Origin of the sequence: Herbaspirillum sp. SJZ106 (genome assembly GCF_006715495.1) — a bacterium.
Lineage (GTDB): Bacteria > Pseudomonadota > Gammaproteobacteria > Burkholderiales > Burkholderiaceae_D > Herbaspirillum.
Genome location: NZ_VFNI01000001.1, coordinates 513,556 through 527,314, shown reverse-complemented (window position 1 = coordinate 527,314; position 13,759 = coordinate 513,556). Strand labels below are relative to the sequence as shown.

The window sequence follows — 13,759 nt, the reverse complement described above, 5'->3', positions numbered from 1 at the left end:
ACGGAAATGGAAGATAGTGATCCTGCCAATCGAAGCCGCAGGCGAGCAGCAAGCACCGCGAAGCCGAAGGCGAGCCGGACAAGAAGTCCGCTTCTGAGCGGACAAAGACAAGCATCAAGCCAGTACACAAACACGCAGCAAGACCAGACTCACAAACGCCACAACAAACATTCAACAGGAGCACACCACCATGGCCAAACCCCGCAAAGTCATCATCACCTGCGCCGTCACCGGCGCCATCCACACCCCCTCGATGTCGCCGTACCTGCCAGTCACCCCCGACGAAATCCGCGACGCCGCCCTGGGCGCAGCCGAAGCCGGCGCCGCCATCGTCCACCTGCACGCACGCGACCCGCAAAACGGCAAACCGACCCAAGACCCCGACGAATTCCGCAAATTCCTCCCCGCCATCAAGGCCAAGTCCAACGTCGTCATCAACCTGACCACCGGCGGCGCTCCGACGATGGGCGTACAGGAACGCCTGCAACCGGCGCTGCAACTGAAACCGGAAGTGGCCTCCCTGAACATGGGCTCGATGAACTTCGGCCTGTATGAAATGCTGGGCCGCTTCAAGGACTTCAAGTACGACTGGGAAAAACCCTACCTGGCCGAGTCCGACGACCGCATCTTCCGCAATACCTTCAAGGACATCGCCTACATCCTCGAATCCTGCAGCGCCAACCAGACCCGCTTCGAGATCGAGTGCTACGACATCGGCCACCTCTACACCGCGGCCCACTTCATCGACCGCGGCCTGATCAAGCCGCCGTTCCTGATCCAGTCGGTGTTCGGCCTGCGCGGCGGCATCGGCAACGACATGGAAGACGTGATGCACATGAAGCGCACCGCCGACCGCCTGTTCGGCGACGACTATTTCTGGTCGGTGCTGGGCGCCGGCCGCGGCCAGATCCCGATCGCCACCATGTCTGCGGCCATGGGCGGCCACACCCGCGTCGGCCTGGAAGATTCGCTGTGGGACGGCCCGGGTCAACTGGCCAAGAGCAACGCCGACCAGGTCAAGCGCATCCGCACCGTAATCGAGGCGCTGTCGCTGGAAGTAGCCACGCCTGATGATGCGCGTGAAATGCTCAAGCTCAAGGGCGGCAATAACGTGGCGTTCTGAGCGACAGTACCCGCCACAGGAAAAGCCGGCGGCTGCGATAGCCGCCGGCTTTTTCATTACCGTCCGGAAACGGCAGTCTTGATCAACCGGCAACACCGCGCACCGAACCGGAAGCCGACGGCGGCATAGGCTACAATCTCTCCCATCCGATTCAGCCCCGCCGCGTCATTTCCCTGTGCCAATGGCGGGCCTTGCACCGTACCCCCGATGAAACAATACCAAGACCTGATCCAAGACGTCCTCGACAACGGTAGCTGGCAGGAGAACCGCACCGGCATCCGCACCTTGAGCGTGCCGGGCGCCATGATGCGCTTCGACCTGCAAAAGGGTTTCCCGGCCGTCACCACCAAGCGCCTGGCGTTCAAGTCGGTTGTCGGCGAACTGGTGGGCTTCTTGCGCGCCACCCGCAGCGCCGCCACCTTCCGCGAACTGGGCTGCAAGGTGTGGGATCAGAATGCCAACGAAAACGCCGAATGGCTGGCCAACCCTTTCCGCGCAGGCACGGATGACCTCGGCCCCGTATATGGCGTGCAATGGCGCCAATGGCCAGCCTACAAGGTGATCGACGCCGCCAGGAACGACCAGATCGAAGCGGCGCAACGCAAGGGTTTCAGCGTCGTATCCAGGCTCACCGACAATGGCCAGGACAAGGTCCTGCTATACAAGGCCGTCGACCAGTTGCGCGAATGCCTCGACACCATCGTCAACAACCCGGCCAGCCGCCGCATCCTGTTCCACGGCTGGAATTGCGCGGTGCTGGACGAAGTCGCCCTGCCGGCATGCCACCTGCTTTACCAATTCCTGCCCAACCAGGCGACCAGGGAAATTTCCCTTTGCCTGTACGTACGCAGCAACGATATCGGCCTTGGCACGCCATTCAACCTGGCCGAAGGCGCCGCCCTGCTGCACCTGGTCGGCCGCCTCACCGGCTACAAGCCGCGCTGGTTCACCTATTTCGTCGGCGATGCCCATATCTACGAGAACCACATCGACATGGTCACCGAGCAGTTGAAGCGCGATCCCTTCCCCGCGCCCAGGCTGGTGATTTCCGACCGTGTCCCCGACTTTGCCGCCACCGGCCAGTACCAGCCCGAATGGCTGGAAAAAGTAGAGCCAGGCGACTTCAGCCTGGAAAACTACCAGCACCATGCGCCATTGACCGCGCCGATGGCGGTCTGAAAACCACCGCTGCACAGCAAAACGCCCGGCGTTCCCGAGGAAACGCCGGGCGGCATCATTTCACCCTGCAATACTGCGCGGCACTACATTATCGGATCGCTTCCTTCAATGCGGCGACCGGCGCGCGCGGCTTGCGGCTCAACACCAGCAAGATGGTGACGCTGACCAGCGACATCAGCACCAGCGGCAAAAGCGCGAGCGAATAACTCCCGGTAGCATCCTTGACCCAACCGTAGACGTTGACCATCAGCCCGCCGCCGATCAGGTTGGACACCGCATTGATGCCCGCCAGGCCGGCGGCCGCCGAACCGGTGGCCAGCCAACCGGTCGCCATCGCCCAGAACGGCCCCTTGAAAGAGTATGCGCCGATCAGCACCAGCGACAGCAATATCACTACCGGCGCCAGCGAATGCACTATCGAAGCCAGCCCCATCCCTGCGCCGATGAGCAGCAGCGGAATGGCGGTGTGCCAGCGGCGCTCGCGGGTACGGTCGGAATGACGCCCCCACCAGACCATCAGCACGCACGCGACGGCATACGGAATGGAATTGATGAGACCGATCTGCATCACGTTCAACCCAAAGGACTTGAGCAGCTGCGGTTGCCACACGTTGAGCACCGACCCGGCTGCCGACGCGCAGGAACATACCAAGGCCATGCCCCAGACATGGGGATTGCTGAACAGCTTCCAGAGCGGCACGTGCGCCTTGGCAGTACGCTCCGCAGCCTCTGCCACCATCGTCCGGGCCAGCCATTCGCGCTGCCGGGCGGTAAGCCAGGCTGCCTGTTCCGGCCGGTCGGTCAGGAAGAACAGGCAGACGATGCCCAACAATACGGTCGGCAAGCCTTCGATGATGAACAGCCAGTGCCAGCCGCGCATTCCGCCGATACCATCCATCTGCAGCAATAGCGCCGACAGCGGCGAAGCGATGAAACTGGCGGCAGGAATCGCCACCATGAACAGCGCCACGATACGAGCGCGGTAGGCCGACGGGATCCAGTAAGTCAGATACAGCACGACGCCCGGAAAGAAGCCGGCTTCCGCTGCCCCCAGGATGAAGCGGACGAAATACAGGGAGTACGGCCCTTGCACCAGCGCGGTACAGGCTGAAATCAGGCCCCAGGTAATCATGATGCGCGCCAGCCATTTCCTGGCGCCAAAGCGCTGCAGCGCCAGGTTGCTGGGGACTTCGAAGATGAAGTACGCGATAAAGAACAGGCTGCCCGCAAACCCGAACATCCTGGATGAAAGGCCGATGTCCTGGTTCATCTGCAGCGCCGCCATACCGATATTGCCGCGGTCGATGAACGCGAACAAATAGCAGAGCATCAGGAAAGGCAGCAGGCGCCAGGTGACTTTTTTCACCGTCTCCCGTTCCAGCTGCTTTTCATCCGTCACTGTTGTCTCCATGTGTTTTCTCTTCAGGAAAATGGCCGCCGCCTAATCATGACGGCTGGCCTTTGATCATTATGAATCAGGCGAGCGCCTGCTCGGCCTCCACCACCGCCAGCACGTTACTGGCCGCGCTCGTTCCCATGGCGATGTAGGCACGGTCGGATACGCCGCCGATATGGGGGCTGAGAACCACGTTGCCGATGTCTTGCAGCGGATGCGGAGCGGTGAACGGCTCCTGCGCGAAACTGTCCAGCCCGGCGGCACGCAGCTTGCCGCTGTTCAATGCCTCCACCAGCGCCGCTTCGTCAATGAGGCCGCCGCGCGCGGTGTTGACCAGGATGGCGCCGTCCTTCATGCGCGCCAGCGATTGCGCGTTGACCATGCGCTTGTTCTCATCGGTCAGCGGGCAATGCAGGGACAGGACATCCGATTGGGCGAAAACCGTTTCCAGATCGGCCAGCTCGACGCCGGCCGGCGCCTGGCTGGCGAACGGGTCATGGGCGATGACACGCATGCCCAGCGACAAGGCCGTCAGCGCCACCCGACGGCCGATGGCGCCAAGGCCCACCAGGCCGAGGGTGCGCCCCTGGAGCTCGACGCTCTTGTGGGTCGACTTGTCCCAGTGCCCCTGGCGCATGCGGCGATCCAGGCCCGTCACGTTCTTGGCGCAGGCGAAAATCAGCGCCCAGGTATGCTCCGCCACCGCCGGCGCGTTGGCGCCCACCGCCGCCTTCACGGCAATGCCGCGTTCCTGCGCCGCCTTGCTGTCGATGGTGTCGATCCCGGTGCCGTGCTTGGAAATCACACGCAGCGCCTTGCTGGCGTCCATGATGCGGCCGGTAACGCCGCCGTAGCGCACGATGATGGCCACCGGCTGGTGTTGCGCCGACAGCGTCAGCAAGTCGTCCTCGGTCGGCTTGGCGCCGGCGAAGACCAGTTCATAGTCGCGCAGGATGTCGATGGCTTGCGGCGCCAGGTCGGCACCGGTCACCAGCACCACGCCTTTCTTGCCGGCCGCACTCACAGGGTTTCCCCTTCCTGCAGCGCGCCGGCCTTGCGCAGCGCGCTGTCCAGCCAGCCGGGACGCAACGGGCCGCCGGTACGGATTTCGCTCAGGCGCTTGGTCTCGTCCTGTACCTTCTTGGCCGCCGCCGCCAGCAGGGTCGGCGCCTTCTCGCGCTCGACCACGACCACGCCGTCGGCGTCGCCCACGATCAGGTCGCCCGGCTGCACGCTGGCGCCGCCCACCGAGACCGGCCAGTTGACGCGGCCGGCGATGTTCTTGGTGGGGCCGTTAGGATTGGCGCCGACCGCATACACCGGAAAGCCGATTTCACGGATAGCCTCGGTATCGCGCACGGAGCCGAAGATGACGATGCCGGCCATGCCGATGGCCTTGCACTGCGACACCATGATCTCGCCCAGCAGAGCGCAGGTTTCATCGCCCTTGCCGTCGATCACCAGCACGTCGCCCGGTTTGGCGATGGCCATGGCGGCGTGGATCATCAGGTTGTCGCCGGGGCGCACTTCGACGGTCAGCGCCGGGCCGGCCACCCGCATGCTCGGCGACAGCGGGCTGATGCGGCTGCACAGCGTGCCGCGGCGACCGGCGACGTCGGCCAGGATGGAAGCAGGGAATTCGGATGCCTGGGCGACGATGGCGGCATCGACGCGCTCGATGTCGCGGATGAGGTCTGGTTTAGTGGTGCTCATGATGATCCTTTGCTAGGCAATTGCGGGATAGGTTGATGATTGATGATTGATGCTTGATAGTTGGCGTCAGGCGTGCGAATACATCGGCAGGCCGGCTGCCGGCACATCGGCGCACAAGATGGAACCGGTCTGGGATTCGGTAATGAACAGGCGCTTGCCGTCCGGGCCGCCGAAGGCCAGGTTGGTGGTCGAGATACCGGCATTGGAGCGGATCCGCAGCAACGGCTCGGCAAACCTGGATAGCCGCCAGATGGAACCGAAACCGGTGTGGGCGATATACAGGCAGCTCTCGGAATCCAGCGCCAGGCCGTCCGGCCCGGCCATGCCGCCATGCAGGTTGGCGAACACGCCGACCTTGCCCACCACGCCGCTGTTGTGCAACGGGATGCGCCAGATCTGCTGCGCGCGGGTCACCGCCACCAGCAGGTGGTTCAGCGCGGGGTCGTAGACGATGCCGTTCGGGCTGGGGATGGTGTTGATCAGGCAGGTCAACTGGCCTTCGGGAGAAAGGCGATAGACGCGGCCGGTCGGATCCTGCAGGCCGGTCTGCCCCTGATCGGTGAAGTAGATCTCGCCGGACGGCCCGAACATCAGGTCGTTGACGCCCTTGAAGCCTTCCGAGCCTACCGTTTCCAGCAGCGGCGAGACTGCGCCGGTATCCGGGTTCAACTGCACCAGCCCGCGCTTGTAGTCGGTGATGACGATGCGGCCGTTCTTGTCGATCTTCAGGCCATTGGGCCAGCCGTCGTACTCGGTGACCAGCTCCCACTCCCCTTCCTGCGAGATGCGGAAGATGCGGCCGTACGGAATGTCGGTGACATACAGGCGGCCCTGGCGATCGAACGACGGTCCCTCCAGGAAGGAATCGATCGGCAGGCCGCCGCGGTTGGCGTCGCTCCAGGAATTCTTCCTCGGCTTGCGGAAACTGTCCGGCAGCCGCGTGAAGATCGTCGTTTCAACAGTGGGAGGTGGTGCGAAGAAGCTCATGATCGGTTTGTCCTGACATTTATTTCTCGGTCTTGGCGGGATCGCCCAGCACGAGGGTGATCGCCGCCCCCAGCAGCAGCGCCCCGGCCACGAAGATCAACGGATAAGTAAAACCCTGGGTCGCTTCCCGGATGAAACCGATCATCGACGGGCCGACGAAACCGCCCAGGTTGCCGATGGAGACGATCAGCGCCAGCCCGCCTGCCGCTGCGCGGCCGGTGAGAAAGCCGGAGGGAATGGCCCAGAAGGTGGCCTGGAACGAGAGGATGGAAGCCACCGCCACGGTGATGGCCAGCATCTTCAGCAACGGGTCATGCATGAAGGCCGAGATCGCGATCGACGCTGCCGCGATGGCGATCGCACCGGCCACGAAGAACAGGCGCTTGTCGCTGTTGTTGGCCAGCCTGGCCCACAGGGTCATGGCGATGGCGCCGACGATGTAAGGAATGGCGGCGACCAGACCGACCTGATGCGACGGCAAGCCGAACTCCTTGATGATCTGCGGCAGCCACAAGCCGATGCTGAGCGAACCGATGATGCCGCAGAAGTTGGCGCCGGCCAGCGCGAACACGCGCCAGTTGGAGAAGGCGTCGCGCAGCTTGTTGCCGTGGCGCGCAGCCAGGATGCCTTGTTCGGTCGCCAGTTCGGCTTCCAGCCATTGCTGTTCGCGCGGGGTGAGCCAGCGCGCCTTGGACGGACGATCCGGCAGCAAGAACAGGCAGGCCACGCCCAATAAGACCGCCGGCAGCGCCTCCAGCAACAGCAGAACCTGCCAGCCCTTGTAACCCCACAGGCCGTGCAGTTCCATCAACGCACCGGACAGCGGCGAGCCGATGATGTTGGCCACCGGAATCCCGATCAGGAAGAAAGCCGTGGCCTTGCCGCGCCACTGTCCGGGGAACCACTTGGTGAAATAGAGGTAGATGCCGGGCGTGAAACCGGCTTCGGCCATGCCCAGGAAAAAGCGCGCCAGCGCGAAACTCTTGGGGCCGACCACGAAGGCCGTCGCCATGGAGATCAGCCCCCAGGAAATCATGATGCGCGAGATCCACATGCGTGCGCCGAAACGATGCAGCGCCAGGTTGCTGGGAATCTCGAAGAAGAAATAGCCGATGAAGAACAAGCCGGCGCCCAGGCCGAACTGCGACGGCGTCAGGCCCAGATCCTGGTTCATGGTCAGCGCGGCAAAGCCGACATTGATGCGGTCCAGGTAGCTGACCACATAGCACAGCAGGATGAAGGGAATCAGGCGACGCATCACCTTTTTCATCGTGGACTGTTCGTCGACGGATTGTGTTTCTGCCGCAGATGCGCTGTGCGTCATCAGGACTTCCTGTGCCTGGCTCATTGTGTTTTCCTCAGAAGCGGTAAAGACGCGCAGGGTTATCCGCCAGCAATGCCTTGAGTTGCTCGGCGGAACCGGCCCATTCGGCCATCAGATTCAAGAGGAGCGCATCGTCCGGTTTATGCTTCTCGGTCGGGTGCGGCCAGTCGCTGCCCCACAGTACCTGCGTCGGGGCCGCGCTGATGAGCGCGCGGGCCAGCGGCGCGACGTCGCCATATGCGGGGGCGCCGGCCTTGCTTGCCAGGTAGGCGCCGGACAGCTTGATGTAGGCGCGCTTGTCCTGCATCAGGCCGACGACGAATGCATAGACAGGATGGGAAGCGCTGTCCTGCAATGGAATGCGGGCGAAGTGATCGAACACCACGGGAACCGGCAGGCGCGACAGCATGTCGCGGTTGGCAAGCAGCTCGTCGTTGGACATGTTGACCTGCATGTGCCAGCCCAGGTGCGCCACGCGGCGCGCCAGCGGTTCGATCATGGCCGCGCTGGTCACGGAACCGATGGCCAGGTTGAAGCGCAAGCCCCTGATGCCGGCCTTGTCGAGCCGCGCCAGCTCCGCATCGCTCACGCCGGTATCCAGCACGGCGACACCGCGCGCCGAGGCCCCCAGTTGTTCCAGCGCATCCAGGGTGCAGCGGTTGTCGGTGCCGTAAGCCGAAGGCGTCACTACGACATTGCGCGAGGTTCCCAGCCGCTGCTGCAACCTGCGGTACATCGCCACGGTGGCCGGCGGGTGCAGCAGCTTGGCGCCGGGCGCCCAGGGGAAGCGGTCGTCATAGATATGCATGTGGCAATCGCATGCATCGGCCGGCAACTTGATGGAGATGCGCTCGCTGCCGGCGGAATGGGGAAACGCTTCATCGCTTGCCATTGCGGATGCGCCGGATGCGCCGTATGCGGCTGTGCCCAACCCTGCCGCCAGCGCCGTTGCCCGGCGCAGGAATGCACGACGTGTCTGTACTGTCTCCAACATCTTCGTCTCCATGTTTTTTCCGCGCCGGCGATGAGCCGGTGCATCGTTTGGAGGGCAGTCTACGCGCCGGTTTTTTTAATGTATATTTGCTTTTATTTTGCATTCCATAACTTTCAGGAATGAATCATGGACTATCGCGATCTCAAGTATTTCGAGGTGATTGCCGAGGAAGGACATGTCGGGCGCGCGGCGGAGCGGCTCTACAAGACGCAGCCGGCCCTGACCAAGTGCATCGACCGCCTGGAAGAGCAACTGGGTGCGCCGCTGTTCGAGCGCGCAGGACGGGGAATTCGCCTGACGGCGGTGGGGGCGACGCTGCTGGCGCGATCGCGCCAGATCACGTTGATGATGGACGACACCGCCCGCGAGATCGGCGACTATGCCAATGGACGGGCGGGCAACATCCGGCTGGGATGCATTCCCACCCTTGCCGAGCACATCCTCCCATCGTTCTGCGAAGAACTGCTGCTGGAGGCGAACAAAGTCACCATCGACCTCAAGGTCTCGATGAACGATGCGTTATTGGAAGGCCTCAAGGCCGGTGAACTGGATATCGTGCTGGGACCGGTGATCCAGAGCGATGATGTGTTCCAGACCGAGGAGATCATGCATGACCAGATGGTCGTGATGGCCAGCGCGCACCATCCCGTCTTCAAGCGCAAGTGCACGCTGCGCACTCTCCTCGACTATCACTGGGTGCTGCCGGCGCAATCGGTGCTTAGCCGGCAATGGCTGGACAACGTCTTCGACCGCCATCACCTGGCGCGGCCGACCGTGCAAATCACGCCCACCGTACTCAACATGATCATGCCGCTGATCGAGCGCACCAATCTGCTGGGCTTCGCCTCGAAGTTGAACCTGGATGCCGGCCGCGGGAACCTGCGGGAAGTCGTATTGAAAGAAACCACGATGCTCAGGCGCATGGGGGTAACCTATCGCCGCGACATGTACCTGTCTCCGGCGGCCCAGCGCCTTATCGCCATCATCAAGCGTCGCTACGGCGCTGAATGACCAGCAGGTTTCCAGGGTCTGTTTGCGATGCCAATTGCGATGCCAATGCCGGCCCTGCGGCAAAGACAACTTGCTGCTCGGGTGCGCCAGCCAGCTTGAATTGGCTGACGACTTCGGACAAGCGGACGGCCTGCTCCTGCATCGCTTCGGCTGCGGCCGCCGCCTGTTCCACCAGGGCGGCGTTCTGCTGCGTGGCCTGGTCCATCTCGACGATGGCCCGGTTGACCTGGCCGATGCCATCGCTCTGCTCGGCGCTGGCGGCGGTGATCTCGCCGACGATATCGGCCACGTGACGCACGCTGGCGACCACCTGCTCCATCGTGCTGCCGGCCTGGCCCACCAGGGCGCTGCCGGTGCCGACCTTGGCCACCGAGTCGTCGATCAGGCCCTTGATCTCCTTGGCCGCCGCCGCCGAACGCTGGGCCAGCGAGCGTACCTCCGACGCCACCACCGCGAAGCCGCGCCCCTGTTCGCCGGCGCGGGCCGCTTCCACCGCGGCATTCAACGCCAGGATATTGGTCTGGAAAGCGATGCCGTCGATCACGCTGATGATGTCGACGATCTTGCGCGAAGACTCATCGATCGCGCCCATGGTCGAGACCACCTGGCTGACCACGCCGCCGCCCTGCTGCGCCACCGCCGAGGCCGAGGCCGCCAACTGGTTGGCCTGGCGCGCATTGTCGGCGTTCTGGCGCACGGTGGAGGTCAGTTCTTCCATGGCTGACGCGGTTTCCTCCAGCGAACCGGCCTGGCGCTCGGTACGCGCCGACAGGTCGAGGTTACCGCTGGCGATCTCGCGCGAGGCGGTGGAAATGGCGTCGGTGCCGCTGCGTACCTGGCCGACGATGCGCGCCAGGTTGCCGGTCATGGCCTGCAAGGCATGCAGCAGCTTGCCGGTTTCATCGCGGCGCGATGCCATGCGCGCGTCCACTTGCACGGTCAGGTCGCCGGCGGCCACGGTCTCGGCCACGTCGACCGCCCGTTCCAGCGGGCGGGTGATGCCCAGCGCCAGGCGCCAGGCGAACAGCCAGCCCAGCACCAACAGCAACGCGCCCAAGGCCAGCATCAGGTTGCGGCTGTGCTCATAGATCGCCTGGATGTCCCCGGCGATCCGGTCAATGCCTTCCCGCTGTACATTGAGCAATTGCTGCAGCAGGTCGAGGTAGCCCTTGGCCGCCGCATCGTAAGGACCGGCCAGGATCTTCTCGACCTCCTCGACCTGGCCGTCGGCCTTGGCCTTGGAGATGGCGTCGCGGTATTTGATGTAGTCCTTGCGAACGGCCGAGAGTTTGTCGAAGACGGCCTTCTCGGCATCCGAACTCAGGAGCGCCTCGATCGCCTTCTGTTGCCCGCTCGACAACTTGGTTGCGGCAGCGGCATCTTCGGCGAAAAAGGCGGCCAGGCTGGCGTCGGAACTCTTGGCGATTGCCGTGGTGCGGCGCACGCTGGTATGGATGGTGCGGTACCAGTCCGACACCAGGCGCTCCTTGGTCAGCGGCTGCTGCATCATGGCGGCGGTGGCTGCGGCGATGCCATGCAGGCGCCAGATGGAAAAGGCGACCACCACGCAGGCGGCAATCAGGATGAAAGCGAAGCCCAAGGTCAGGCGCCGGCCTATCTTCATATTGGCGAAGTAGCTCATTTTTTCTCCTTCCGGAGTTGTTGATTTTTCATGTCGGGGGAAGAAGCTTGCCGGCCACCGGATCGTGTTGTCGCACCGCCGTTGTGGACCGGCAGCATGGTTCCGATAGCCGCGCCGCCGGCTCTCGCTCTCGTCTCCCCTCTTGCGAAACTGCCACCCGGCGCGCCGGTATTGTGTCCATGAACGCCTGCCGGCAGATATTCGTATTTCTACCTAGCACGCAGTTCCGAGCAGCCAACCCGTTGGCGTTGCCCGCGACCTGCCTGCGCTGCGACAATCGGCCATGAAAAAAGGATGCCATGGCATCCTTTTTTGCATTTTCGTCATTTGACCGGCACAAAATCCTCAATCGTCTGGCTGGCCGGAAAGTGTACGGTAAAGGTGCTGCCCCGATCCGGCACGGACTGGATATCCAGCACGGCGCGGTGGCGCAGCAACACATGGCGCACGATCGCCAGGCCCAGGCCGGTGCCTTGGGTTTCGCGCGAGCGGCTCTTGTCGACGCGGTAGAAACGCTCGGTCAGGCGCGAAATATGCTCTGGGCTGATGCCGATGCCGGTGTCCTGCACGGAGAAATGCGCGCCCTGTTCGTCGCTTTTCCAGCGCAGCATGATGCGCCCCGACGGCGGCGTGTAGCGCACGGCGTTGGTCACCAGGTTGGTAAAGGCGCTGCGCAGTTCATCGATGTTGCCCTTCAGGTCCGGGCCGTCAACTTCCAGCGTGATGCCGTGCTTGCCGGCCGACAGCGCGCGCGCTTCTTCGGCAATGCCTTCGAGCAGCGGCCGCACCCGCACCACTTCCGAACGCAGCGGGTAATCGATCGATTCCAGCCGGGTCAGGGTCAGCATGTCATCGATCAGGTTTTGCATGCGCTGGCCCTGTTCGGTCATGAGCGTCAGGTGCGCGGCGCGGGTCTCGGGATCGAGCTTGGGCTGGGCCAGGGCGATTTCCAGGAAGCCGTTGATGACCGTCAACGGCGTGCGCAGTTCATGCGAGGCATTGGCCACGAAATCGCGCCGCATCATGTCGATGCGCTCGGACTCGGTGGCGTCATGGGTGACCAGGATCTGGCGGCGGTTCTCGAACGGGATGATCTGCACGATCAGCTTGCGCTCGTGCAGCGTCAGCGTCAGCGGCTGCTCGTAGCGGCCCAGGATGATGTAGTCGATGAAGGCCGGATTGCGGATCAGGTTGGTGACGCGCATGCCCTTGTCGCGCTCCAGCTTCAAGCCCAGGTGATGCTGCGCGGCCGGATTGCACCATTCGAGGAACAGCACATCGTCCATGATCACTACGCCATCGGGCAACAGGCTCATGGCCTGGCGAAAGCGCGCCAGCCACTCGGCCAGTTCGGCCTGGTTCTTTTCGTCGTCCCGGCGCATGCGGTACAGGCGGGCATAAACGTCGGTCCACGCCCCCCAGCCGTCCGGCAGGCGGGACTGGCCGGAATCGTCCAGCCAGCTGGAAAGGCGGAACAGGTAATGCAGGTGGGTCACCATCATCGCCCCCACGCCCAGCACGGCGACGACCAGGCCGGCAATAATGCCGAAGAAGAAACCGACGACTCCCGCTCCGGCCAGGCACAACACCAGGCGCAAAATGGCGGGAATCCAGAACAGCAGTTGTGGACTCATTGAAATCGAAAGAAAGACGTGGAGCGCTGTGCGCTTATTATGGGCCCGATTATGTCACCGGGTCCTATTCTCGCTCTATTTTGTCGACAGCATGTAACCGACGCTGCGCACGGTCTTGATCAGGAATTCCGCATCGCGCAACGCCTTGCGCAGGCGCAGCACGTGCACATCCACCGTGCGCTCTTCAATCACCACATGGTCGCCCCACACTCTATCCAATAACTGACTGCGCGAAAATACCCGGTCCGGGTGGGCCAGGAAGAACTTCAGCAGCTTGTACTCGGCATGGCCGATATCGATCTTGCCGCCCGACAAGGTCACCGAGCAACTGGCCGGATCGAGCGTGATCGGGCCGGCCGACATGATTTCCTGCGCATGTTCGGGGCTCTTGCGGCGCAGCAGCGCCTTGATGCGGGCGGTGAGCTCGCGCGGGGAAAACGGCTTGGTGATGTAATCGTCGGCGCCATTGTCGAGGCCGGCGATCTTGTCTTCTTCCATGCTCTTGGCGGTGAGCATGATGACCGACAATTGCTGCAACTGGCGGTCGGCGCGAATGCGCGAAAGCAGGTGCAAGCCGCTGCGGTCGGGCAGCATCCAGTCCAGCAACACCAGTTGCGGCGCGCGGTGCTGGACGAAGTCCCAGGCCGCGGCGGCATTCGACACGACAAAACTGGACCAGCCGGCTTCCTTGAGCGTGAAGGCAATCAGCTCGGCAATCGACGGTTCGTCTTCGACGATCAGGATAGTGGTCATTGG

At 63.3% G+C, this 13,759-nt stretch carries 12 protein-coding genes; 3 read left to right on the top strand and 9 right to left on the bottom strand.

Going from position 1 to position 13,759, the window contains the following annotated elements; genetic code table 11:
- Positions 1-190: 190 nt before the first annotated feature.
- Positions 191-1,123 carry a 3-keto-5-aminohexanoate cleavage protein gene (locus FB598_RS02330; protein WP_141912382.1) on the top strand — a complete coding sequence of 311 codons (933 nt, stop codon included), beginning with the start codon at positions 191-193 and terminating at the stop codon, positions 1,121-1,123.
- Between the two features lie 207 nt (positions 1,124-1,330).
- On the top strand, positions 1,331-2,302 hold the full coding sequence (locus FB598_RS02325; protein WP_141912380.1) for a thymidylate synthase: 972 nt from the start codon (positions 1,331-1,333) through the stop codon (positions 2,300-2,302).
- Between the two features lie 88 nt (positions 2,303-2,390).
- Here the strand turns inward: FB598_RS02325 and FB598_RS02320 are convergent, their stop codons facing one another.
- The 6 genes from FB598_RS02320 to FB598_RS02295 form a co-directional block, all read right to left on the bottom strand.
- On the bottom strand, positions 2,391-3,713 hold the full coding sequence (locus FB598_RS02320) for an MFS transporter (protein WP_141912378.1): 1,323 nt from the start codon (positions 3,711-3,713) through the stop codon (positions 2,391-2,393).
- A gap of 64 nt (positions 3,714-3,777) precedes the next feature.
- The gene (locus FB598_RS02315) at positions 3,778-4,722 is read right to left on the bottom strand and encodes a hydroxyacid dehydrogenase (protein WP_141912375.1); all 945 of its coding nucleotides are present in this window, start codon (positions 4,720-4,722) and stop codon (positions 3,778-3,780) included.
- Entirely contained in the window at positions 4,719-5,411 is a 693-nt protein-coding gene (locus FB598_RS02310) for an RraA family protein (RefSeq protein ID WP_141912372.1), read from the bottom strand. The genes FB598_RS02315 and FB598_RS02310 overlap by 4 nt, the downstream gene beginning before the upstream one ends.
- Positions 5,412-5,477: 66 nt before the next feature.
- Positions 5,478-6,398: an SMP-30/gluconolactonase/LRE family protein gene (locus tag FB598_RS02305; RefSeq protein ID WP_141912370.1), complete on the bottom strand. Its 921-nt coding sequence runs from the start codon at positions 6,396-6,398 to the stop codon at positions 5,478-5,480.
- A gap of 19 nt (positions 6,399-6,417) precedes the next feature.
- Entirely contained in the window at positions 6,418-7,746 is a 1,329-nt protein-coding gene (locus tag FB598_RS02300) for an MFS transporter (protein ID WP_141912367.1), read from the bottom strand.
- A 10-nt stretch (positions 7,747-7,756) separates the two neighbouring features.
- A complete protein-coding gene (locus FB598_RS02295) occupies positions 7,757-8,716 on the bottom strand; it encodes an amidohydrolase family protein (protein ID WP_183405760.1) in 960 nt (319 codons plus the stop codon).
- 126 nt (positions 8,717-8,842) lie between these two features.
- Between FB598_RS02295 and FB598_RS02290 the strand changes: the two genes are divergently transcribed.
- Positions 8,843-9,727: a LysR family transcriptional regulator gene (locus tag FB598_RS02290; RefSeq protein WP_141912364.1), complete on the top strand. Its 885-nt coding sequence runs from the start codon at positions 8,843-8,845 to the stop codon at positions 9,725-9,727.
- Here FB598_RS02290 and FB598_RS02285 read toward each other — a convergent pair.
- The 3 genes from FB598_RS02285 to FB598_RS02275 form a co-directional block, all read right to left on the bottom strand.
- The gene (locus FB598_RS02285; RefSeq protein WP_141912362.1) at positions 9,702-11,369 is read right to left on the bottom strand and encodes a methyl-accepting chemotaxis protein; all 1,668 of its coding nucleotides are present in this window, start codon (positions 11,367-11,369) and stop codon (positions 9,702-9,704) included. The genes FB598_RS02290 and FB598_RS02285 overlap by 26 nt on opposite strands.
- A 323-nt stretch (positions 11,370-11,692) precedes the next feature.
- Complete coding sequence (gene phoR, locus FB598_RS02280; RefSeq protein WP_141912359.1) at positions 11,693-13,003, bottom strand: phosphate regulon sensor histidine kinase PhoR; 1,311 nt, start codon at positions 13,001-13,003, stop codon at positions 11,693-11,695.
- A gap of 75 nt (positions 13,004-13,078) precedes the next feature.
- Positions 13,079-13,756: a response regulator gene (locus FB598_RS02275; protein WP_141912356.1), complete on the bottom strand. Its 678-nt coding sequence runs from the start codon at positions 13,754-13,756 to the stop codon at positions 13,079-13,081.
- Between the last annotated feature and the right edge of the window lie 3 nt (positions 13,757-13,759).